Source organism: Streptomyces sp. NBC_00726 (genome assembly GCF_045161735.1).
Taxonomy (GTDB): domain Bacteria; phylum Actinomycetota; class Actinomycetes; order Streptomycetales; family Streptomycetaceae; genus Streptomyces.
The window spans coordinates 2963109-2984390 of the sequence record NZ_CP108983.1 but is presented as its reverse complement, the minus strand read 5'-3'; the positions used below and the strand labels follow the sequence as shown (position 1 = coordinate 2984390).

General features: G+C 71.5%; 22 protein-coding genes. 19 read left to right on the top strand and 3 right to left on the bottom strand.

The genetic code is table 11. The features are described from left to right. The first annotated feature begins 264 nt into the window (after positions 1–264). Positions 265–1593 (top strand): hypothetical protein, encoded by a 1329-nt coding sequence (locus OG338_RS13255; protein ID WP_405937535.1) that lies wholly within the window; start codon positions 265–267, stop codon positions 1591–1593. 100 nt (positions 1594–1693) lie between these two features. Here OG338_RS13255 and OG338_RS13250 read toward each other — a convergent pair whose 3' ends face one another. After that, complete coding sequence (locus tag OG338_RS13250; RefSeq protein ID WP_405937534.1) at positions 1694–2689, bottom strand: ATP-binding protein; 996 nt, start codon at positions 2687–2689, stop codon at positions 1694–1696. A 113-nt stretch (positions 2690–2802) separates the two neighbouring features. Between OG338_RS13250 and OG338_RS13245 the strand changes: the two genes are divergently transcribed. Then, a complete protein-coding gene (locus OG338_RS13245) occupies positions 2803–3627 on the top strand; it encodes an oxidoreductase (RefSeq protein ID WP_405937533.1) in 825 nt (274 codons plus the stop codon). 357 nt (positions 3628–3984) lie between these two features. On the opposite strand, the gene OG338_RS13240 is transcribed toward OG338_RS13245, so the two are convergent. Continuing rightward, positions 3985–4824 (bottom strand): HAD family hydrolase, encoded by an 840-nt coding sequence (locus OG338_RS13240; RefSeq protein ID WP_405937532.1) that lies wholly within the window; start codon positions 4822–4824, stop codon positions 3985–3987. Positions 4825–5386: 562 nt separating this feature from the next. Here OG338_RS13240 and ssd point away from each other — a divergent pair. The 7 genes from ssd to OG338_RS13205 all read left to right on the top strand — a co-directional run bounded on the left by ssd (position 5387) and on the right by OG338_RS13205 (position 10502). Further along, complete coding sequence (gene ssd, locus OG338_RS13235; RefSeq protein WP_405940409.1) at positions 5387–6448, top strand: septum site-determining protein Ssd; 1062 nt, start codon at positions 5387–5389, stop codon at positions 6446–6448. After that, a complete protein-coding gene (locus tag OG338_RS13230; RefSeq protein ID WP_405937531.1) occupies positions 6445–7593 on the top strand; it encodes a TadA family conjugal transfer-associated ATPase in 1149 nt (382 codons plus the stop codon). The genes ssd and OG338_RS13230 overlap by 4 nt, the downstream gene beginning before the upstream one ends. Beyond that, the gene (locus tag OG338_RS13225) at positions 7590–8474 is read left to right on the top strand and encodes a type II secretion system F family protein (protein ID WP_405937530.1); all 885 of its coding nucleotides are present in this window, start codon (positions 7590–7592) and stop codon (positions 8472–8474) included. The genes OG338_RS13230 and OG338_RS13225 overlap by 4 nt, the downstream gene beginning before the upstream one ends. Beyond that, positions 8471–9310: a type II secretion system F family protein gene (locus OG338_RS13220; protein ID WP_405937529.1), complete on the top strand. Its 840-nt coding sequence runs from the start codon at positions 8471–8473 to the stop codon at positions 9308–9310. Before OG338_RS13225 ends, OG338_RS13220 begins: the two co-directional genes overlap by 4 nt. Positions 9311–9380: 70 nt before the next feature. After that, complete coding sequence (locus OG338_RS13215) at positions 9381–9584, top strand: DUF4244 domain-containing protein (RefSeq protein ID WP_405937528.1); 204 nt, start codon at positions 9381–9383, stop codon at positions 9582–9584. 112 nt (positions 9585–9696) lie between these two features. After that, positions 9697–10074 carry a TadE family type IV pilus minor pilin gene (locus OG338_RS13210; protein ID WP_405937527.1) on the top strand — a complete coding sequence of 126 codons (378 nt, stop codon included), beginning with the start codon at positions 9697–9699 and terminating at the stop codon, positions 10072–10074. Positions 10075–10175: 101 nt separating this feature from the next. Beyond that, on the top strand, positions 10176–10502 hold the full coding sequence (locus tag OG338_RS13205; protein ID WP_405937526.1) for an Rv3654c family TadE-like protein: 327 nt from the start codon (positions 10176–10178) through the stop codon (positions 10500–10502). Here OG338_RS13205 and OG338_RS13200 read toward each other — a convergent pair. Further along, positions 10438–13035, bottom strand: coding sequence for a DEAD/DEAH box helicase (locus OG338_RS13200; RefSeq protein WP_405937525.1), 2598 nt, complete (start codon positions 13033–13035; stop codon positions 10438–10440). The genes OG338_RS13205 and OG338_RS13200 overlap by 65 nt on opposite strands. 78 nt (positions 13036–13113) lie before the next feature. Here OG338_RS13200 and OG338_RS13195 point away from each other — a divergent pair, with 78 nt between their 5' ends. From OG338_RS13195 to OG338_RS13150, 10 genes are all read left to right on the top strand, one after another. Further along, entirely contained in the window at positions 13114–13467 is a 354-nt protein-coding gene (locus OG338_RS13195; protein WP_003967428.1) for an STAS domain-containing protein, read from the top strand. Between the two features lie 311 nt (positions 13468–13778). Next, complete coding sequence (locus OG338_RS13190; protein ID WP_405937524.1) at positions 13779–14240, top strand: ATP-binding protein; 462 nt, start codon at positions 13779–13781, stop codon at positions 14238–14240. A gap of 268 nt (positions 14241–14508) precedes the next feature. Continuing rightward, positions 14509–15165 (top strand): small secreted protein, encoded by a 657-nt coding sequence (locus OG338_RS13185; protein ID WP_405937523.1) that lies wholly within the window; start codon positions 14509–14511, stop codon positions 15163–15165. A gap of 196 nt (positions 15166–15361) precedes the next feature. Beyond that, positions 15362–16903: a methyltransferase gene (locus OG338_RS13180; protein ID WP_405937522.1), complete on the top strand. Its 1542-nt coding sequence runs from the start codon at positions 15362–15364 to the stop codon at positions 16901–16903. 4 nt (positions 16904–16907) lie between these two features. Continuing rightward, positions 16908–17915: a winged helix-turn-helix domain-containing protein gene (locus OG338_RS13175; protein ID WP_405937521.1), complete on the top strand. Its 1008-nt coding sequence runs from the start codon at positions 16908–16910 to the stop codon at positions 17913–17915. 81 nt (positions 17916–17996) lie between these two features. After that, a complete protein-coding gene (locus OG338_RS13170) occupies positions 17997–19004 on the top strand; it encodes an ATP-binding cassette domain-containing protein (protein ID WP_405937520.1) in 1008 nt (335 codons plus the stop codon). After that, positions 19001–19792 (top strand): ABC transporter permease, encoded by a 792-nt coding sequence (locus tag OG338_RS13165; protein ID WP_405937519.1) that lies wholly within the window; start codon positions 19001–19003, stop codon positions 19790–19792. Before OG338_RS13170 ends, OG338_RS13165 begins: the two co-directional genes overlap by 4 nt. Positions 19793–19882: 90 nt before the next feature. Beyond that, positions 19883–20479 (top strand): hypothetical protein, encoded by a 597-nt coding sequence (locus OG338_RS13160; protein WP_405937518.1) that lies wholly within the window; start codon positions 19883–19885, stop codon positions 20477–20479. After that, positions 20398–20715 (top strand): ABC transporter permease, encoded by a 318-nt coding sequence (locus tag OG338_RS13155; protein ID WP_405937517.1) that lies wholly within the window; start codon positions 20398–20400, stop codon positions 20713–20715. Before OG338_RS13160 ends, OG338_RS13155 begins: the two co-directional genes overlap by 82 nt. Before the next feature lie 99 nt (positions 20716–20814). After that, positions 20815–21012 carry a hypothetical protein gene (locus OG338_RS13150; RefSeq protein WP_405937516.1) on the top strand — a complete coding sequence of 66 codons (198 nt, stop codon included), beginning with the start codon at positions 20815–20817 and terminating at the stop codon, positions 21010–21012. Positions 21013–21282 lie beyond the last annotated feature (270 nt).

The following is a 21282-nucleotide window of genomic DNA, read 5'->3' as shown; positions in this document are numbered from 1 at the left end:
GGCGGCGCGGTCGTGGAACTCGGTGACGCGGCCGTGGGTCACGGCATGCAGCGGCGGGATTTCTCAACTCTCGGTAAACAGACAGTAATGGAGAGTAAAGAGTGATGTCCAGGATTAAGAGCAAATGGGCCATCCAGCCACCCATTCCGGTGAATAGTCAGCTTTTCATTCGGCCTGTCGTGCTGGCTCTTGGACCGTGCGTGCGACTTTGGCGGCGCCGTGTCGGCACCCGGCGCAAGCTACCTGCGAGAAAGAGGTGGGCGGATGATGGCCGCCGCGAGGAAGTCGATGAGCGCCACGAAAAGGATCGGCCTGGGCGTCGTGGCCGTCGCGCTGGTCGCGGGGGCGGCCGGGTGCTCGGGGGTCGGCTCCGGCGCGGAGGGTCCCGGACTCGGGGCCGTGAACGGCGCCGCGGGAGAGAAGAAGAAGGGCGCTGAAGCTGCGCCCAAGCGCGTGTTCCAGGCCATTGGCGATGGTTCCACCGCGTTCACGGGTGTCCAGCCCAAGCAGCCGGCCGTGGACCGCCTGACGAACGGCCGGAAACCCCCGCAGTTCGTGGTGTTCTCGTGGGACGGAGCGGGCGAGGACAGCCAGCGGCTCTTCTCGCACTTCCGCGAGGTGGGCAGGAAGTACGACGCCTCGATGACGTACTTCCTCAGCGGCGTATATCTGCTGCCCGAGGGGAAGCGGGCCCAGTACGACCCGCCCAAGCACAACGCCGGTGCCTCGGACATCGGTTTCAACGACACCAAGGGCATCCGCGACACCCTGACCCAGCTCCGAGGCGCCTGGCTGGACGGCAACGAGATCGGCACCCACTTCAACGGCCACTTCTGCGGCAAGGACGGCGGCGTCGGCACCTGGTCCGTCGAGGAATGGAAGAGCGAGATCAGTCAGGCCAAGTCATTCGTGAAGGGCTGGAAGACGAACGATCCGGTCCTCAAGGACGAGAAGGCGCTGCCCTTCGACTACGACAAGGAGCTCGTCGGCGGCCGCACCCCCTGCCTGGAGGGGCAGAAGAACATGGTGGAGGCGGCGCGCACCATGGGGTTCCGCTACGACTCCAGCGGTGTCAACGACCAGGTGTGGCCCCAGAAGAAGAACGGTGTCTGGGACCTCTCCATGCAACTGGTGCCGGTCCCGGGGCGCGAGTTCGAGACGCTGTCGATGGACTACAACTTCATGTTCAACCAGTCCGGCACGACGCAGGGCGACCCCGACAAGCACGAGTACTGGGGCAACCAGATGCGGGACGGCCTGCTCCAGGCATTCGATCGCGCGTATGACGGCAATCGTGCGCCGCTGATCATCGGCAACCACTTCGAGTCCTGGAACGGTGGCACGTACATGCGCGCCATCGAGCAGACGATCGCGGCGGTCTGCACCAAGAAGGATGTGCGCTGTGTCTCGTTCAGGCAGCTGGCGGACTGGCTCGACGCCCAGGATCCGGCGACCCTGGCGAAGCTCCGGACGCTGAAGGTCGGCCAGGCGCCCGAGGCCGGCTGGCCCGCGTTCCTCACGACGGGTGCGGGCCGGGAGCAGTCGGCCTCGAAGGCACCGGCCGCGGCCGCGGGCAACCCGGCCGGTCGTTAGATCCGGTGGCTCCGGGCGCCGGGCAGGAGACGTGCCCGGCGCCGTCCGGTGCGCCCGTCGGAGCCACGCCGTGGCCGGCCTCGACCGGGACCTCAGTCGCTCACGCCGGCTGGGTGGCTTCGGCGCGGATGAAGCGCTCGTCCAGTACGAAGCCGGGGTCGACCTGTGCGGCGAGGTCGGCGCCGGTCTTCTCGTTCCCCCAGCTCTCCGCGTTCCTCAGGTGGAAGTGCACCATCTGGCGCGTGTAACGGCCCCAGTCCCGGCGCTCGTACGAATCCTCCGCCGCGTTCTGCAGGGTTTGCAGGGCCATCCGGTTGTCCGCCTCAAGCAGCTCGAAGCGCGCGGGGCGGCCCTTCTCCATCGCCCGCACCCAGTCGGAATGGCCGACGGTCACCAGCAGGTCGTCGCCCACCTCGGAGCGAAGGAAGTCCAGGTCGTCCTCGCCCTGCACCTTGTTCCCGACGACCTTCAGGTCCACGCCGAAGTCCCGCGCGTACTCCTTGTACTGGCGGTAGACGGAGACGCCCTTGCGGGTCGGTTCGGCGATGAGGAACGTCATGTCGAAGCGGGTGAACATCCCCGAGGCGAAGGAGTCCGAACCGGCGGTCATGTCGACCACCACGTATTCGTCGGGGCCGTCCACGAGGTGGTTGAGGCAGAGCTCGACCGCGCCGACCTTCGAGTGGTAGCACGCCACGCCCAGGTCCGATTCGGTGAACGGCCCCGTGGCCATCAGCCGGATGTCTCCGTCGTCGAGCCGGACCGTACGGGCACAGGCGTCGAAGATCGGGTTGTCCTCGCGTACGCGCAGGAGGCGGGAGCCTTCGCCCGGCGGCGTCGTCTTGATCATCGTCTCGGCCGAGGCGATGCGCGGATTGCTGCCACGCAGGTATTCCTTGATCAGGGGCAGCTGGGCGCCCATGGCGGGCAGCGCTGCGGATTCGTCCTCGTCAAGGCCGAGCGCGGCTCCGAGGTGCTGGTTGATGTCGGCGTCCACCGCGACGACATGGGCTTCATTGGCTGCGAGGTGGCGGATGAAGAGCGAGGACAGCGTGGTCTTCCCGCTGCCGCCCTTCCCTACGAAAGCGATCTTCATGTTCACCTAGGGTAGTCGATTGATCGCAATGGGTTGTCTGGTTTCGTGAAGAAGACCACTCCCGGCCGGGAGGCGGCCGGGAGGCGGCCGGGAGGCGCGTAGCCTCGCTACTTATGAGTACGACTTCCTCGGACCCGCTCGTCGCTCTGGGCGCTCTGCCGGGCGTGACCGACGCGGTGGACTCCGTACGCAAGGCCGTGGACCGCGTATACGGCCACCGAGTGATGCGGCGCCGCAGCAACGAGGTCACGGCGGAGGCCGCTCTCCGGGGCGCGCGTGGATCGGCCGCCCTGTCCGGTGCCGACTGGAACCTCGAAGAGGTGCGCCGGCGCACCGATTTCAGCAGTGACGACGAGGCGCGTGTCGTCGGGGCCGCGCTTCGCCTGACGGCTGAGGCGGGTCAGCTTCTCTCCATCTGGCGGCAGTCGCCGTTGCGGGTGCTGGCCCGGCTTCACCTGGTGGCGGCCGGCAGTGCTGCCCCGGAGGACGCGGTCGGGCGGCCCCGGCTCGCGGGCGAACCGGTCGACGAGCCTCTGATCGAAGCGCCGCTGCCGGACGCGGACGAGGTCGCGGGCCGGCTGGGCGGCCTCGGCAGGATCATCCTTTCGGGGACCGAGGCGCCCGCTCTGGTGACCGCCGCCGTCGTCCACGGAGAGCTGCTGGCACTGCGCCCCTTCGGTTCGCACAACGGCCTGGTGGCGCGGACCGCGGAGCGGATCGTGCTGATCGGAAGCGGACTCGATCCCAAATCGATCTGCCCGGCAGAGGTCGGGCACGCCGAGCAGGGGCGAGCGGCCTACGCGGCCGCCTTCGACGGCTACCTGTCCGGCACGCCCGAAGGGATGGCGGCCTGGATCGGTCATTGCGGACGCTCGGCGGAACTGGGCGTCAGGGAATCGACAGCGGTGTGCGAGGCGCTGCAACGGGGCGCGGCATAACGTCGGCCGGCTGCTGTCGTACGGGCTGAGCATGGTTGCGGCGGTACCGGTCGCGGTACCGCCGCTGGCACGTCCGCCCAGTTACCAAGCGTCCTCGAGAAATGCCCATCAGGGCGGAGTCTTTGCCCGCTCCTGGTGTGGCTGGCCCGTAATCGACGGGTCGACGTCGCGTGGGTGCCGGGTTTCCGTGCGCGGTCCGTGGGGCCTTTGCTGCGTACTTCAGGTCATCCTCACGGATGTCCTTGGTCTCGCGGGCCGTTGAGTCCTTTGTACTCCAGGGGCTGGTGGAGCGGTAGTGGTGGCCGCACTTCTTTACTTTTAGGTTCAATTACGGATGAGTTGGTTCAACCTGCTGGGTCAGGCGGTAGCCGCGCCGGTCCGTCGGCGGGCGGCGTACCAGACGGCTCCCGCCGTGAGCGCGGCCGCACTCACGGCAGCCGCGGCCATGAGTGCCGGTCGCGGTGGCAGGGAAAATGCCGAGAGCCGCTGCTTGAGGCGGACGGGCCGGTCGAAGGCGAGAATCGGCCACTCGCGGAGCGTTGCCTCCCGTCGCAGTGCGCGGTCCGGATTGACCGCGTGGGGGTGGCCCACGGACTCCAGCATCGGGACATCGGTGGCCGAGTCGCTGTACGCGTAGCAGCGGGCCAGGTCGTATCCCTCGGATTCCGCGAGCGCCTTGATGGCTTCGGCCTTTGTGGGGCCGTACGCGTAGTACTCCACCTCGCCCGTGTAGCAGCCGTCGTCACCGACGACCATGCGGGTGGCGACGACACGGTCGGCGCCGAGCAGTTCGCCGATCGGCTCGACCACCTCGGCGCCCGAGGTCGAGACGATCACGACGTCGCGGCCGGCGGTGTGGTGCTCCTCGATGAGGGTCGCTGCCTCGTCGTAGATGATCGGGTCGATCAGTTCGTGCAGGGTCTCGGCCACGAGTTCCTTGACCTGCTGCACGTTCCAGCCCTTGCAGAGCGCCGAAAGATATTCGCGCATCCGCTCCATCTGGTCGTGGTCCGCGCCCCCGGCGAGGAACACGAACTGTGTGTACGCGGTACGCAGCACCGCGCGGCGGTTGATCAGCCCGCCATGGTAGAAGGACTTGCTGAAGGTCAGAGTCGAGGACTTCGCGATGACCGTCTTGTCCAGGTCGAAGAAGGCAGCTGTGCGCGGCAAGAAGCGGTTTTCCACACGGCAGAGCATAGGGGCCCGCCATTCGGCGTAAACCCCGGTGCGTGGGTTTGCTTGAGAAGGGCCTCGGGTACACCATGGAAGTCACGGATCGTTCGCGACCGTGCTAACCCGGTCCGGCTCCTCCCCCCCGAGTCGGCCGTGGGGACGACCCCCGCTCTCCCCCCCCGGCGGGGGTCGTCGCATGTCCGGACGCGGTTTGTCGCTCGGGATCGACCATTTCTCCTCCTCCTGCTCCTTGCCGAGGCATGTCCGTGCTCGACTTCCTTCAGCGTGCACTGTGACGTTGGGTAGCGAAAGGGTCGCACCGGGAAGTCACCGGTATGAGCGACGAAGTTATTCACAACCACAGAGTTGTCCACGGTTTTTGAGCAAGATCCACATGATTTCCGGAAGCGCTGCACCGTGATTCCACCTGTGAACTCCACGGGTACCGGAATCGCCGTTCTCGGACGGGCTCCGAGATCGCCGCGAACCGCGGTGAAGGTGAGTGATGGAGGGGGAGAGCGTGGCCGAATCCAGTGCGCAGAACCGGCGGGCGGCTGTCACCACGCGGCGGGGCGGGCCGCTGATCGTGACCGAGGACGTGGACCTGCTCGACGACCTGCTGAGGCTGTGTGCCGCCGCCGGCGCGGAACCGGAGGTGCACCACACGCTGCCGGAACATCGAGAGGGGTGGGAGCAGGCGCCCCTGGTCCTCGTCGGCGACGACGCGGCCGCACGGTGCCGCGGCGCGGCGCGCAGGCGGGGCGTCATGGTCGTGGGACGGGGCCAGGAGGTGCCGGACGTATGGCGTCGCGCCGTCGAGATCGGCGCCGAGTGCGTGATCCGGCTGCCAGACGCCGAGACCTGGCTTGTCGACCAGATCGCCAACGCGTCGGAAGGCGTCGGCCGGCCGGCGGTCACGGTCGGGGTGATCGGAGGCCGGGGCGGTGCGGGCGCGTCCACGCTGGCCTGCGCCCTCGCGGTGACCGCGGCGAGGGCGGGGCAGCGGACCATGCTCATTGACGGGGACCCGCTGGGTGGCGGCATCGATGTGCTGCTCGGCGGCGAGCGGGCGGACGGCATGCGGTGGCCGGATTTCGCCCATTCCAAGGGCCGGGTCGGCGGGGGCGCGCTGGAGGAGTCGCTGCCCGCGCTGCATGGGCTTCGGGCGCTCAGCTGGGGCCGTGACGACTGGGTGGTGATCCCGCCACCCGCCATGCGGGCGGTGCTGGCCGCCGCGCGCCGGCTCGGCGGAGTGGTGGTGGTCGACCTGCCGCGCCGGGTGGACGAGGCGGTGGCCGAGGCCCTTGCCCAGCTGGACCTGGGACTTGTGGTCGTTCCCGGTGAGCTGCGCGCGGTCGCGGCGGCCAAGCGGGTGGCGTCGATGGCCGGGATGGTGCTTGACGATCTGCGGGTGGTGGCGCGGGGGCCATACGCGCCGGGGCTCGACGCGCAGTGGGTGGCCCGAGCCATGCGTCTGCCGCTGGCCGGTGAGGTCCCGCTGGAAAGAGGGCTGTCGGCCGAGCAGGACGCCGGCGAGCCGCCCGGCGGCAACGCGCGTGGCCCGCTGGCCAGATTCTGTGACGCCTTCTGGGAACAGGCCCTCGTGGGGGAGAGCGTCAGCGGCCCGGTCGCCGGGGGCATCCGATGACCGAAGCGCTGCTCGACGCGGTGAGGCAGCGGCTCGCCTCCAGCGGCACTGCGCCGACCCCGGCCGGGGTCGCCGCCGCTCTGCGGGCCCAGGGACGTCTGCTCGGCACGGCTGAAGTGCTCGGCCGCGCGGACGAACTGAGGGGAGAGCTGATCGGGACCGGGGTGCTGGAGCCGCTGCTCGCCGATCCCGATGTCACGGACGTTCTGGTGTCCGCGCCCGACCGGGTCTGGGTGGACCGGGGCGGCGGACTCGAACTCACCGGGGTGACCTTCGCGGACGCGGCTGCGGTCCGCCGGCTGGCCCAGCGGCTCGCGGCCGTGGCGGGACGCCGGCTGGACGATGCCAGGCCCTGGGTGGACGCGAGGCTGCCGGACGGCACCCGCATGCACGCCGTGCTTCCCCCGGTATCGGTCGGGTCGACCTGCCTGTCGCTGCGGGTGGTCAGGCCCCGGGCCTTCTCGCTGGCAGAGCTGGTCGAGGCCGGGACGGTGCCACCCGGAGGCGACCGGGTGCTGAGGGCCCTGGTGGAGGCGAGGGTCTCCTACCTGATCAGCGGGGGGACGGGGGCGGGCAAGACCACTCTGCTTTCGAGCCTGCTGGGGGCGGTGGGGGAGCGCGAGCGCATCGTGCTCGCCGAGGACTCGGCAGAGCTGCGACCGGACCACCCGCACGTCGTACGGCTGGAGTCGCGCCCCGCGAACCAGGAGGGTGCCGGACGGGTCACCCTTCGGGACCTGGTGCGACAGGCTCTGCGTATGCGCCCCGACCGACTGGTGGTCGGTGAGGTACGGGGAAGCGAGGTGACTGAACTCCTGGCCGCCCTCAATACCGGACATGAGGGAGGCTCAGGAACTGTTCATGCCAATGCCGCCGGGCACGTCCCGGCACGGTTGGAGGCGCTCGGAACCGCGGCGGGGCTCGACCGGCTGGCGCTGCACAGCCAGTTGGCGGCGGCTCTCTCGGTCGTGGTCCACCTCGTACGGGACCGGACGGGACGCAGGCGGATCGCGGACATCCATGTGCTGGAGCGGGATGCGGCCGGGCTGGTGCTGACCGTTCCGGCGCTGCGGTGGGGCGTCACGGGCTTTGAGCGGGAGCGGGGCTGGGAGCGGCTGCACGAGCTCATCGGGGGTGCGCTGTGACCGGGGAGACGGCTCGCATCGGGGTGCCGGACGTGGTGCACGCGGCGGCGCTGTGTGCGGCGATGGCGGTGTGGCTGGTGATGATCGGACGCAGTCGGCCGCTGCGCCGGGCGCGGGCGCTGCTGACCGACGGGGGCGAGCGGTCGACGGGCGGGGAGAGGTGGTGGAGGGTCCGCAGCCGGATCGAGAAGCGGCTGCGAGGGCGGTGGGAGTGGCTGTGTCTCCCGATGGCTTCGGTGCCGGCGGTGCTCGGACAGTCCGTGCTGCCGTTGATCGCGGGGGCCGTCGCCGTTCCTCTGGCGCGGAGGTGGCTGCTGAAAAGGCGGTCGCGCAAGGATCAGGAAGCCCGGGCGAACGGGGTCGTCGATCTGTGCGGTGCGCTGGTCGGCGAGCTCAGGGCCGGTCGCGAGCCGGGGGAGGCGCTGCTTGTCGCGGTGCGCGGTGCGGACGTCATGGGCGAGGCCGGATTCCGGGTGTCGGCCGCCGCGCGGTTCGGGGGAGATGTGCCGCGAGCTCTCGTCCAGGCGGCGGGTGAGCCCGGACTGGACGGGCTGGCCGGAGTGGCCGCCTGCTGGCGGGTGGCGGTGGGCAGCGGGGCCGGGCTCGCGGCGGGCCTGGGGCGGCTCGAAAGCGCTCTGCGCGCCGAGCGCCGTCAGCGGGATGAGCTGCGGGCGCAACTCGCGGGGGCGTGGTCGACGGTCGCGGTGCTTGCCCTGCTCCCCGTGCTCGGGTTGGGGCTCGGTGCCGCGCTGGGCGCGGACCCGTTGAGGGTGTTGCTGCACAGCACCGCCGGCCTCGTCTGTCTGGTGGCCGGCGTCCTGCTGGAGGTGTGCGGTCTTCTCTGGGCTGCCCGGATCGTCCGGGCGGGGGAATCGGGATGAGCGCTTCGGCCGGAGGGGTCCTCAGGGCGGCGGAAGCCGTCGTGGTGGCGCTGTGCCTCTACGCGCGAGTGGTTCTTCCCGTGGCGCGACGGCAGGCCGGCCGGCGGGTGCGTCGGAGGGGTGAGCAACTTCTGGCGGTGGGGCCGGCGGTTTCCGGGGGCTGGACGGGGCCGTTCCGGTCGTCCGGGCCTCGGGTGGGCCGGACGGTCTCCGTGGGTCCGGTCAGGCGGTGGGTGGTGCTGTCGGCGGTCGTGCTGGCCGGGTGGTTCCTTGTGGGCGGCCTGGTGGGATGGGCGGTCGGCCTGGCCTCGGCCTGGGGTGCGCGACGGTGGCAGCGGCAGAGGCTGGGACATGCCTCACGACTCGCCGCCGAGACCAAGACCCGTGCGACGGAGGCCGCACGGCAACTGCCCATGGCGGCGGACCTGCTGGCGGCCTGCCTCTCCGCCGGCGCCGGCCCCGTGGAGGCGGCCGAGGCGGTGGGGGAGTCCCTGGACGGTCCGGTGGGCGATCAGCTCGCCCGGACGGCGGCGGAGATCCGGCTCGGTGGAGACCCGGTAGTCGCCTGGGGGAGGTTCGGCGGGATACCGGGGGCAGCCGCCCTGGCCGGCTGCCTGGACCGGGCGGGCTCGACCGGGGCTCCGGCGGCGGAGCCGGTGGCCCGGATCGCCGAGGCGCTGCGGGCCGAGCGGGCGAGGGCGGCCGTGGCGCGGGCGCAGAGGGCCGCCGTGATGGTCACCGCGCCCGTCGGGCTCTGCTTCCTTCCCGCGTTCCTGGCGGTGGGAGTGGCGCCCGTGGTGATCGGGCTGGCCGGGGGCCTGCTCCAGCCGGCGTAGTCCGGAAGGCGAAGACGTAAGCGCAGTTCAGTCGTGTTGTACGTAACCGATGTATCGGGGGTTTGAAGTGATGCGCAAGATCAAGAACTGGACGCGGTCCGTGGTCTGTTACGCACGGGCCCGGGCCGACAGCGGAATGACGACGTCCGAGTATGCGGTGGGCACGATCGCGGCCTGTGCGTTCGCCGCTGTGCTCTACAAGGTCGTCACCAGCGCGGCGGTGATGGCCCAGTTGCAGTCGCTGCTGAAGGGCGCGCTCGATGCGAAGTTCTGAGGCCGTTGCGGGGGTGACAGGGGCCGTGCCAGGGGACCGGCCGGGACGAGGGGAGAGCGGACGGCGCGGGGGCGCCGTGCCGGGCGGCCGGAGGTTCGGCGATCGGGGAGCGGTGACGGCGGAGGCCGCCATGGTGATCCCGGTGCTGGCGGTGTTCGCCTTGGCCCTGCTGTGGGCGCTGATGGCCGCGTCGGCCCAGATCCGTTGTGTGGACGCGGCCCGGGCCGGTGCCCGTGCCGCAGCCCGTTCGGAGCCGGCGCCCCAGGTGCGGGAAGCCGCTCTTTCCGCCGCGCCCGGCGGGGCGGCGGTCAAGGTGGAGCGGGCCGGAGCGTTGTGGCGGGTGACGGTGACCGCTCCGACGCCCGGGCCCGGGCGCCTCGCCGTGACGCTGAGAGCGGAAGCGGCGGCCGCGGCTGAGGACGCGCCGGTGCCTGCCGCCGCGGTTGCCGCGGGTGCGCCGAACCCAGCGGTGGAAGGGCGTGGCCGATGAGGGGGCGGGGCTGGTGCCGGAGGGTTGGGGCTCCGGTTCGGTGGTGGGGGCGGCGTCGGGTGCCGGTGGGTGATCAGGGGCTGGCGACCGTTTGGGCCGCGGTGACCACGACGACGCTGTGCACCGTGTTCGCGGTGGTCCTGGCGCTCGGACAGGTGGTCGCCGCCCGGCACCGGGCCGGGGGCGCGGCCGATCTGGCGGCACTGGCGGCGGCGGACCGGGCGCTGGAGGGCGTGGAACCGGCCTGCGCGTCGGCCGAGGAGGTGGCCAGGGCGCAGGGGGCGGAGGTGGTGCGGTGCGCGGTGCTGGGGGAGGTCGCCGATGTGACGGCCCGGGTGCGGTTCGGGCCGTACGCGCCGGAGGTCAGGTCCCGGGCGGGGCCGGCGGAGACGGCTCCTCCGGCGTGGCACTCGGGCCCTCCGCCGTAGCGTCCCGGCCCTCCGCCGTATCCCCCGGTTCCCCTGCCGCATCCCCCCGCTCGTCGGCCCCGTCCGTCCCGTTCGCCGGTCCGGCGGGCGGGGCTGGGCGGAGGAGTTCGGTGAGGAGGCGGACGGCGCCTCGTTTGTGCAGGGGGTCGTTGCCGTTGCCGCACTTGGGGGACTGGATGCAGGACGGGCAGCCCGCGTCGCACTCGCAGGACGCGATGGCCAGGCGCGTGGCCGACAGCCACTCACGGGCGGTGTGGAAGGCGCGCTCGGCGAATCCGGCGCCGCCCGGGTGGCCGTCGTACACGAAGACCGTGGGCAGCAGGGTGTCGGGATGCAGCGGGACGGACACCCCGCCGATGTCCCAGCGGTCGCAGGTGGCGAAGAGCGGCAGCATGCCGATCGAGGCGTGCTCGGCGGCGTGGAGCGCGCCGCCGAGGATCTCGGGGTTGATCCGGGCGGCGTCGAGCTGGTCCTCGGTCACCGTCCACCAGACGGCTCGGGTGCGCAGGGTGCGGGGCGGCAGGTCCAGCTTGGTCTCGCCGAGCACCTCGCCGGTGATCAGCTTGCGGCGGAGGAAGGAGACGACCTGGTTGGTGACCTCGACGGACCCGTAGCAGAGCCGGCCGTCCCCCCAGGGGATCTCGGTGTCGGTGTCCAGGACGGCGATGGAGGTGGTGTCGCGGGCGGTGGTCGAGTACGGCGGGTCGGCCTGCTCGACCAGGGCCACGGAGTCCTCCAGGTCCAGTTTGCGGACCAGGTAGGAGCGGCCCTGGTGGAGGTGGACGGCGCCCTCGTGCACGGCGCTGTGGGCGGCGGACTCGTCCACGGTGCCCAGCAGCCGGCCGGTGCCCTCTTCCACGATCTGGACGGGGCGGCGGCCCTCGCCCCGGATGTCGGTGAGGTCGGCGGCCCGCTCGCGGCGGGTCCAGTGCCAGCCCGACGGCCGCTCGCGGAGCAGCCTGGCGGTCTCCAGCTGAGGCAGGAGCCCGGGCGCGGCCGGGCCGAAGAGCGGGAGGTCGTTCTCGGTGAGCGGCAGCTCCGCGGCGGCGGCGCAGAGATGGGGGGCGAGGACGTACGGGTTGTCCGGGTCCAGGACGGTCGACTCCACCGGCTGCTCGAACAGGGCCTCGGGGTGGTGGACGAGGAAGGTGTCCAGCGGATCGTCGCGGGCCACCAGGATGGCGAGGGCGCCCTGGCCCGCCCGCCCGGCCCGGCCCGCCTGCTGCCAGAGGGACGCCCTCGTGCCCGGGTAGCCGGATATGACGACGGCGTCCAGCCCGGAGACGTCGATGCCGAGTTCGAGGGCGGTGGTGGCGGCGAGGCCCAGGAGGCTGCCGGAGTGCAGGGCGCGTTCCAGGGCGCGGCGTTCCTCGGGGAGGTACCCCCCGCGGTAGGCGGCGACCCGGGAAGGCAGGGTGCGGTCGACCTCGGCGAGGCGTTCCTTGGCGATGACGGAGATCAGCTCGGCGCCGCGCCGGGAGCGTACGAAGGCGACCGAGCGGACGCCCTGGACGGTGAGGTCGGTGAGCAGGTCGGCGGTCTCGGCCGTGGCGGTACGGCGTACGGGAGCACCCTTCTCGCCGTGCAGCTCGGTCAGCGGGGGTTCCCACAGAGCGAAGACCAGTTCGCCGCGCGGGGAGGCGTCGTCGGCGACCTCCGTGACGGGGAGGCCGGTGAGGCGGCCGGCCGCGAGGGCGGGCTCGGCGGAGGTGGCGGACGCGAGGAGGAAGACGGGATCGGAGCCGTAACGGGCGCAGAGGCGGCGGAGCCGGCGCACCACCTGGGCGACGTGGGAGCCGAAGACGCCCCGGTAGGTGTGGCACTCGTCGATGACGACGTAGCGCAGGGAGCGCAGGAAGGAGGACCAGCGGGGGTGTGACGGGAGGATGCCCCGGTGCAGCATGTCGGGGTTGGTGAGGACGTAGTTGGCGTACTGGCGCACCCACTCGCGTTCCTCGACCGGCGTGTCGCCGTCGAAGACGGCGGGCCGGATGCCGTTGCCCAGCGGGGCCGCGAGTGCCTTGACCGAGCGTCGCTGGTCGGCGGCCAGGGCCTTGGTGGGAGCGAGGTAGAGAGCGGTGGCACCGCGCCCGTTCGGGGCTTCGGAGCCGTCCAGAAGGGCGCTGAGGACCGGGGCGAGGTAGGCCAGGGACTTGCCGGACGCCGTTCCGGTGGCGATCACGACGGATGTGCCGTCCAGCGCGTGCTCCGCGGCGGCCGCCTGATGGGCCCAGGGATGGTCGATGCCGGCCTTCTGGATGGCGGCGATCACTTCCGGTCGGATGCGGTCGGGCCAGACGGCATGGGTTCCCGCGCGCGGGGGCAAGTGCTCCGTATGAGTGATGCGCGCGGACCGGCCCGCCCCTGCGGCGAGCCGGTCGAGGACCATGTCGGGAGAGGGGCGGGAGCCCCCACTCCCCAGGGGTCGACTGGGGCGTTGATTCTTGGCCATCGGCACCGAGTGTGTCACTGGCGAGGCGGACAATGGTCCGAAGGCGTCGTGCATGGCTGCCGGTAAGTGATTGAATGCCATCGCGGCTGGCGATCCGTCCCCCGGCTCCGTCGGGGAGACCGAGGGGCGACCGCTCGATAGCAAGGTGCTGGAGGATCCGTGGACCTGTCCTTGTCGACTCGCAATGTGTCCGGCCCTGGTGGCGACCGTACGGTCGTCGAGGTCGGTGGCGAGATTGATGTGTATACCGCGCCCAAGCTGCGCGAGCAGTTGGTCGAGTTGGTGAATGACGGCAGCTACCACCTGGTTGTCGACATGGAAGGCGTCGACTTCCTCGACTCCACCGGCCTCGGCGTGCTCGTGGGTGGCCTGAAGCGGGTGCGGGCCCATGAGGGCTCGCTGCGCCTGGTGTGCAACCAGGAGCGCATTCTCAAGATTTTCCGGATCACCGGTCTGACCAAGGTGTTCCCGATCCACACCACGGTTGACGAGGCCGTCGCGGCCACCGACTGACATCCGGTCCGGCGCCGGGCCGGTTCGTTCCGGTCCGGCGGCGGCCCCGCCCGTGGCGGCTCCGGAGGGAGCCTGCCGGGGGCGGCAGTCCCTGTCCCGCCGTGGTCGGCGGGGCGTGCCCGGACTGCCGGGATCACCCGGTCGGCGGCCGTGGCCGATTATTTGTCAGCTGTTGTTCGTCAGCCGCCCGATCCGTCCGGGAGAGCCCGCTCGACGCCGGAAGCCAAGGTCCGCAGAAGCAGAAGCGGCCAAGGCTTCGGGCCGTGCGGTCTGTCCCTGGCATGCACATACGTACGTTCGAGGGGGATCGCATGGCCACCGTTGAACTCCGCTTCAGCGCCCAGCCCGAACACGTCAGGACCGCCCGTCTCGTGGCGGCGGCCGTGGCGCGCAGGGCCGGGGTGGACGAGGCCGTGCTCGACGAGGTTCGCCTCGCCGTGGGCGAGGCGTGCAGCCGTGCCGTCGGGCTGCACCGCAGCCACGGCATCACGGCTCCCGTCACGGTCCGCCTGATCGAGGAGGAGAAGACCTTCGCCATCGAGGTCGGGGACGAGGTGCCGGGCCCCGGCGCCGACGGTTCCGTTTCCGGAGGGGTCTCCGGGCGGTGCGGTGCTTCCGGCGGAGGGCTCGATGAGTCCGAGGCCGACGATGAGGACGAGATGGGCCTCGCGGTCATCAGTGGCCTCGTCGACGACGTGGAGGTCAGGTCCGGTGCGGACGGCGGAGTCATCCGGATGAGCTGGCCGAAGACGCCGGTCGCCGTTCTCCCCTGAGCGGTGTCCGGGCGCGTCGCGTACGACGTGCGATCAGCTCCCCTGCCCCTGTGACGTTCTGACGTTGCGTCCGGCCGGACTGGCCCCGCGAGAGTGAAGAATCGCTTGCGTGTTCCCCTCGGCGAGGGCTGTCCGGGTGAGTTGCGTATCCCTCATTTCCCTTGGTGCAAATGGCTGCAAAAGCCTGCCTATCGGACGCCTGGCACCCGGATGGAGGGCGTTCGGCGTGTAAGTTCCGGGGCCGAGAGCCTTGGAAGGGACCAAACCGGTGAACAAGAAGCTTGCAGCCGCGCTGTCCGGCGGTGCGGTACTCGTACTGGCCCTGTCGGGCTGTAGCGACGACAGCGACGACAAGGTGAACGACTGGGCGAAGAAGGTCTGCGACCAGGTTGAGCCGCAGCTGCAGAAGATCGCGAACGCCAACGCGTCCATCCAGGAGCAGACCTCCGACAACAGCAAGCCCGCGGATGTCCAGGAGACCGACTCCGCAGCCTTCCAGCAGATCTCGCAGGCGTACAAGGCGCTGGGTTCCGCCGTCGAATCGGCGGGTCCGCCGCCGGTGGACGACGGTGAAACCACGCAGAAGGAGGCTGTGAAGGAGCTCAACGCCTCTTCCGCGGCCTACAAGAAGCTTCAGGAGAAGGTCGATGCCCTGGAGACGAAGGACCAGGGCAAGTTCGCCGACGGCCTCAAGGGCATCGCGGAGGAGCTGAACAAGATCAGCACCAGCGGTGACCAGGCGTTGCAGAAGCTTCAGTCCGGCGAGGTCGGTACCGCGATGGCCAAGCAGGAGGGCTGCCAGAAGCCGACCGCCTCGGCGCATCCCTCGGCCGGTTCGTCGGACGACTCCGAGTCCTCCGCCAAGCCTTCGACCGAGCCGTCGAAGGAAGCGTCTCCTTCCGCATCCGCCAGCAAGAAGGCGTAACCGGGCGGCCGGCCCCCGGTCCGCGACAGCGGACGGAAGCGGGCAGCGGACGGAGACGGAGACCGGACGGAGACGGAGACCGGACGGAGATGGATACGGGGACCGGACGGACAGACACCGGGTGAGCGGCCCGGCCACCCCGGGGATGCCCGGTGCGGTGGCCGGGTCGCTGCCGTTGTCAGTGGGAGCCGTCACAATGGAGCACGTGAGTAAGACCAGCCTTTTCGCAGCAGACCTTCCCGCGGCGGACCACGCGCACCGGTTCCGCGAGGCCCTGCTCGCGGCCGCGTTCACGGCCGACGGGCTCCTCGACCGGCTCGGCGCGTCCGCCTACGCCGCGCTGGCGCGCAGCGAGACGGTCCCGGCGTTGCGGGCGACCCGTGGTGACGCACCGCTCGACACACTGGTGCGCCTCTTCCTCCTTCAGCGGCCCGTGCCCGTCGAGCGGGCCGCGGGCGTGCTCCCGCTGAAGGAGTGCGTGGCGGACGGCTGGCTGACCGAGTCGGCCGGCGAGGTGCGGGCGACCGTCGATGTGCGGCCCTACGGCGGGCCGGACGGCGAGGACTGGTTCATCGTCTCCGACCTCGGCTGCGCGGTGGGCGGCGCCGGCGGGATCGGCTCCCGCGAGAAGGGCGTCGTCCTCGGCATCGGCGGAGCCTCCACCACCCTGGCCGGGATCACCGTCCGCAAGCCCGTCGGCTCCGCCCTCGACGTCGGTACGGGCTCCGGCATCCAGGCGCTGCACGCCGCACAGCACGCCACCAGGGTCACGGCGACCGACCTCAATCCGCGCGCCCTCGCGTTCACCCGGCTCACCCTCGCCCTGTCCGGCGCCGCCCCCGCCGACCTGCGGGAGGGCTCGCTGTACGAGCCGGTCGGCGCCGAGACCTTCGACCTGATCGTCTCCAACCCGCCGTTCGTCATCTCCCCGGGCGCCCGGCTGACGTACCGCGACGGCGGAATGGCCGGTGACGACCTGTGCCGGACCTTGGTGCGGCAGACCGGCGACCGGCTCAACGAGGGCGGCTTCGCGCACTTCCTGGCCAACTGGGAGCACACCGAGGACGAGGAGTGGCAGGACCGGCTGCGCACCTGGGTCCCGGAGGGGTGCGACGCCTGGATCGTGCAGCGCGAGGTGCAGGACGTCACGCAGTACGCCGAGCTGTGGCTGCGCGACAGCGGCGACCACCGCACGGACCCGGCCGAGTACGAGGCGCGGTACGACGCCTGGCTGGACGAGTTCGAGGCGCGGCGGACGAAGGGCGTCGGCTTCGGCTGGATCACCCTGCGCAAGTCCGCCGCGGCCGCCGCCGGGAAGCCCTCCGTCGTGATCGAGGAGTGGCCGCACGCGGTGGAGCAGCCGCTCGGCCCCGCCGTCGAGGCGCACTTCGCCCGTCAGGACTATCTGCGCGAGCAGGACGACGCCGCGCTTCTCGCCGCCCATTTCACCCTGGCCGCCGAGGTGGTCCAGGAACAGGTGGGGCTCCCCGGCGCGGAGGACCCGGAGCATGTGGTGCTCCGTCAGCACCGGGGCATGCGAAGGGCCACCAAGGTCGACGCGGTCGGCGCCGGGTTCGCCGGTGTCTGCGACGGCTCGCTGCCCGCCGGGCGCATCCTCGACGCCATCGCCCAGCTGATGAACGAGGACCCGGTGCTGCTCCGGGACCGCACCCCGCAGGCCATCCGGCTGCTGGTCGAGGAGGGCTTCCTGGAGCCGCTGCCCCCGGGCGGGCGGTGACCGGATGATCCGGATCGAGCTGGACGAGGCGTCGCTCGGCGCGACCCGTATCGCCATCAGCCCGCTGTGGGACGCCTTCTGCAGCCTTCACCTCGCGATGCCGCACCGCCACCCCTCCCGCCCGTACGAGGAATGGGTGGTGCGGGCCCGCGAGGTGCTGCGCGAGGACGACCGGACGCATGCGCTCCGGCTGCTGACCGACGGCCCGCACCAGTTCCCCGACTTCATGCTGCCCCGGCCGGTCGGGGCCACCTCCGTCGGGACGGAGCTGGACGCGGTACGGACCACCCCGGCCGATGTCGTACGCGCGGGGGTCGTCGAGCACTACGCGGGGCTTGAGGACCATCCGTACGTACGCCCCTATCTCGCCGATCCCGAAGGCGCGTGTGCGGCGCTCGCCGACGCGTACGCGGCGTACTGGGAGGGTGCGATGGCCGCTCACTGGCCCGTCATGCGCCGCCTGGTCGAGGACGAAGTGCTCATCCGTGCGCGGACCTTCGCCACCGAGGGCATCGACGCGCTCTTCACCGGCCTGGAGAGCCGGGCCAAGTGGCAGCCGCCGGTCCTGGAGCTGACGAAGCACATCGACGCGGAGTACCGGGCGGGCGAGCGGCGGCTCCTGCTCGTGCCCCTCGTCTTCGCGGAGGGATGCCGGCTCTACTCCACGGACGACCCCGAGGTCCTGACGGTGTCCTTCCAGGCGCGCGGCGCGGGCGCCCTGCGTGAGCGGCCGGTGGAGCGCGCCGACAGCGGCGACCGGCTCGGACTGCTGCTGGGCCGGGGCCGGGCCTCCGTGCTGCGCCAGCTCGGCGGACCGCTCACCACCGCCGGGATAGCCGACCGGCTCGGGCTCGCGCCGAGCACGGTCTCCGAGCATCTGTCGGCCCTCGCCGAGGCCGATGTGGTCACCCGGCACCGAATAGGCCGCAGCGTCTACTACCAGCTCACCGACACCGGCCGCGCACTGCTCGCACTGCTCTCGGGGGAGGACGTGCTGCGCGCGGTCTCGTGAAAAGGAAGGCCGCGAGCGCGGACGATTCGGGGGGTTCCGAATCGATGGCAGGGCGGCAGCGGCGGATCTAGCGTCCGGGCCATGCTTGCGATCGAGGCGGAGAACCTGCGCCGCACCTACACCAGCCGGACCGGCTTCCTGCGTCCGCGCCGCACCGAGACCGAAGCCGTGCGGGGGATCACCTTCGAGGTGGCGCGCGGCGAGCTCTTCGGGCTCCTCGGGCCGAACGGCGCGGGCAAGACCACCACCATCAAGATGCTCAACACCCTGCTGCTGCCCACCTCCGGCACGGCCCGGGTGCTGGGGCACGACGTGGCGTCCGACCCGGTCGCCGTACGCCGCCGGATCGGGTACGTCTTCGGCGGCGACCGGGGCCTGTACGACCGGCTCTCCGCCCTCGACAACCTGCGCTATTTCGCCGAGCTGTACGGAGTCGAGCCCCGGGACCAGAAGCGGCGGATCGCCGCCCTCCTCGACCTGGTCGGCCTCGCCGGGCGGGAGAAGGAGCGCGTCGAGGGGTACTCGCGGGGCATGCGCCAGCGGCTGCACATCGCGCGCGGCCTGTTGCACCGCCCCGATGTCCTGTTCCTGGACGAACCCTCCATCGGCGTGGACCCGGTGGCGGCGCGCGACCTCCGCCGCACCGTCGCCGACCTGCGTGCCGACGGCACCACGGTGCTGCTGACCACGCATTACATGGCGGAAGCCGACGAACTGTGCGACCGGATCGCCGTCATCGCGGGCGGCGCGATCCGGGCGCTCGGCACACCGGACCGGCTCAAGTCCCGTGTGCAGGAACGCGGCATCCTGGAAATCGAGGCGTACGGGGCGGGCGACGACCACCTCGAACGCATCCGTGCCGTGGCCGGTGTGCAGGGCGTGGCCGCCGAGGACCTGGGCAGCCGACAGGCCGTCATCGTGCAGACGGAGCGCGGCGCCGACCTGCACGGACAGGTCCTGGCAGCGCTCGACGGGGTCCGCGTCGGACGGGTCGTCACCCGGGAACCCACGCTGGAGGACGCCTATATCGCGATCGTCGAGGAGGCGGACGCGCCCTCCCGTCACGTCGACGGCGAGGCCGCCGCATGACGCCCGCCCGGGCCCTGCGCCTGACCGCCGTCGGGGTGCGGACCCATGTGTCGTACATGAGCCGTTCGCCGCTGGAGATCACCTTCGCCGTCCTCGTGCCCCTGGTCTACGCGACGCTCTCCGTCTATCTCTTCCGCGCCGCCGACGACCCCGACCGGCTGCTGACCGCGGCCGTCGGAGCCGGGCTGATGGGCATCTGGTCCTCGGTCCTCTTCGGGTCCGGCGGGGCCGTGCAGAACCAGCGCTGGCTGGGCACCCTGGAAACGCTCGTCGCCTCGCCCACCCCGCTCGCCCTCGTGCTGCTGCCCATCACCCTGGCCACCGCCGTCATCGGCACCTACGCCATGGGTGCGACGGTGCTCTGGGGCGCCCTGCTCTTCGATGTGCCGCTGGACTTCGCGCATCCGATGCTCTTCCTGGCCGCCGTCCCGGTCTGTGTGCTCTCGCTCGGGATGATGGGGCTGCTGCTCGCCGCCACCTTCGTCCTGCTCCGCAACGCGAACGCGCTGGCCAACCCGCTGGACGCCCCCGTGTGGCTGCTCTCCGGAATGCTTGTGCCGATCACCGTGCTGCCGGACTGGACGCGTCCGGTCTCCTGGGCACTGCCGACCACCTGGGGCTCCCGCGCGGTGCACGCGGCGACCTCCGGCGGCGCGGGTGCGGCCGAGGTGCTGGTCCCGATGGGCGTCGCGCTCGGACTCGGGGCGCTCTACGCGCTGCTCGCCGTCCTCGTGCTGGGACGTGTCGAACAGCGCGCGCGGGCCGCCGCGACCCTCGCCCTGGCCTGACCCGGCGCGCGTCGGCGGTGCCGGACCACGCGCCGGCAGCCCCGGACCCGCGCCCCCGCGTCCCCTTCCGCCCACCCCAGGAGTTGCCGCATGCCCGCCCTTATCCCCCACGCGGATTCCGGTTCCGCACCCGGCCGCCACCGCCGGATCGTTTCCTCGGTCAGGCTCGTGGTGATCGGCGGCGCCCTCTCGTACCGGGCGCTCTTCAACTGGACGACGCCGCCCATGTTCATCGGCACCCTGCTCGTCGGCCCGCTGCTGCAACTCCTCTTCTTCGTCTACCTGGGACGGCAGCTGGGCGTCGCCGACGACCGCTTCTACCTGCTCGGCAACGCCGTGATCTCCTCGTCCACAGCCTGTGTGTACGGCGGCACGATGGCCGTCGCCAACGAGCGGCGTTACGGCACGCTCGGCGCGGTCCTGCTCAGTCCCCGCCACCGGGCTCCGCTCTGGTTCGGCCGCGCACTCCCGTATGTGCTGAACGGTCTCGTCATCAGTGTCTTCACGCTCTCCGCCTCCTGCTCGGCCTGCGTATTCCGCTTGGGGCGCTTCCCGGACTCGGTGCGGTGCTGCTCGCCGCCGCTGCCGGATGCTCCGCTTTCGGCTTGGCGCTGGGGGCCCTGGGGCTGCGCTTCCGGGACGTCTTCCTCGTATCGAACGTGGCCGCTTCCGTACTCCTGCTCCTGACCGGTGCGAACGTGCCGCGGGAGACCCTGCCGGGGTGGATGCGGGCCGTCGGGGACGTACTGCCGCTGACTCACGCCGCCGACGCGGCGCGTCAGTTGTCCGCCGGGGCCGGGCTCGACGGCCGGGGCATCGCCGCGGAACTGCTGACGGGCGCCGGGTACGCCGTGCTCGCCGTCGTCCTGCTGGCCCTGTTCGAACGGGGGAGCAGGCGGCGCGCGACGCTCGACGTGATGTGAGGGCCCCGCTGTTCACCCCGTGTTGGCGTCCGCGACGCTCCGCGGTGGGAGCCTCCCCGCATATCCGAGATGCGGCAGGGGAAGAGGGAGGCGTACGGAATGGAGAGCGGGCCCGCGGTCCTCGCCGGAACGACGTTCGCACTGTTCGGCGCGGCGCTGCTGCTGTGGACGGGGGCGCGCGTGCTGAACCGCGCGCCGGTGGCGTACGGGGTGCGCCCCCTGATCTCCACCGCACTCGCCACCGTGTTCGGCGTACTTTTCCTCGTCCTCGGGGTGTGGTGCTTCGGTCGCGTGTGAGTACGCCGATGCGCCAGGTGTACGAGGCCGGGTCGCTCCGGGACCCGGTGGTGAGGCCGGAAACACGCCCGGGCCGCGCCACCCTCGCGCCCCGCACCCGCAGGGCGGTCCGGACCGCGCCGAAACCCGCAGGCCGTGGCCGTGCGCGCGGCGGACCGAGCGGGCCGGGCGGCAGGAATGGCGGAAGTCGGGTTACCGTTCGAGTGGCCGTTGCGGGCTTTTGCCGTTTGACACGGGGGCGGGTTGTACCGTCACACTCCGCAGCGACAG

Coding starts and splice junctions, on each gene's coding strand:
- OG338_RS13255 (WP_405937535.1), top strand. CDS start 265: ATGATGGCCGCCGCGAGGAAGTCGATGAGCGCCACGAAAAGGATCGGC.
- OG338_RS13250 (WP_405937534.1), bottom strand. CDS start 2,689: ATGAAGATCGCTTTCGTAGGGAAGGGCGGCAGCGGGAAGACCACGCTG.
- OG338_RS13245 (WP_405937533.1), top strand. CDS start 2,803: ATGAGTACGACTTCCTCGGACCCGCTCGTCGCTCTGGGCGCTCTGCCG.
- OG338_RS13240 (WP_405937532.1), bottom strand. CDS start 4,824: ATGCTCTGCCGTGTGGAAAACCGCTTCTTGCCGCGCACAGCTGCCTTC.
- OG338_RS13230 (WP_405937531.1), top strand. CDS start 6,445: ATGACCGAAGCGCTGCTCGACGCGGTGAGGCAGCGGCTCGCCTCCAGC.
- OG338_RS13220 (WP_405937529.1), top strand. CDS start 8,471: ATGAGCGCTTCGGCCGGAGGGGTCCTCAGGGCGGCGGAAGCCGTCGTG.
- OG338_RS13215 (WP_405937528.1), top strand. CDS start 9,381: ATGCGCAAGATCAAGAACTGGACGCGGTCCGTGGTCTGTTACGCACGG.
- OG338_RS13200 (WP_405937525.1), bottom strand. CDS start 13,035: ATGGCATTCAATCACTTACCGGCAGCCATGCACGACGCCTTCGGACCA.
- OG338_RS13190 (WP_405937524.1), top strand. CDS start 13,779: ATGGCCACCGTTGAACTCCGCTTCAGCGCCCAGCCCGAACACGTCAGG.
- OG338_RS13180 (WP_405937522.1), top strand. CDS start 15,362: ATGGAGCACGTGAGTAAGACCAGCCTTTTCGCAGCAGACCTTCCCGCG.
- OG338_RS13175 (WP_405937521.1), top strand. CDS start 16,908: ATGATCCGGATCGAGCTGGACGAGGCGTCGCTCGGCGCGACCCGTATC.
- OG338_RS13170 (WP_405937520.1), top strand. CDS start 17,997: ATGCTTGCGATCGAGGCGGAGAACCTGCGCCGCACCTACACCAGCCGG.
- OG338_RS13165 (WP_405937519.1), top strand. CDS start 19,001: ATGACGCCCGCCCGGGCCCTGCGCCTGACCGCCGTCGGGGTGCGGACC.
- OG338_RS13160 (WP_405937518.1), top strand. CDS start 19,883: ATGCCCGCCCTTATCCCCCACGCGGATTCCGGTTCCGCACCCGGCCGC.
- OG338_RS13150 (WP_405937516.1), top strand. CDS start 20,815: ATGGAGAGCGGGCCCGCGGTCCTCGCCGGAACGACGTTCGCACTGTTC.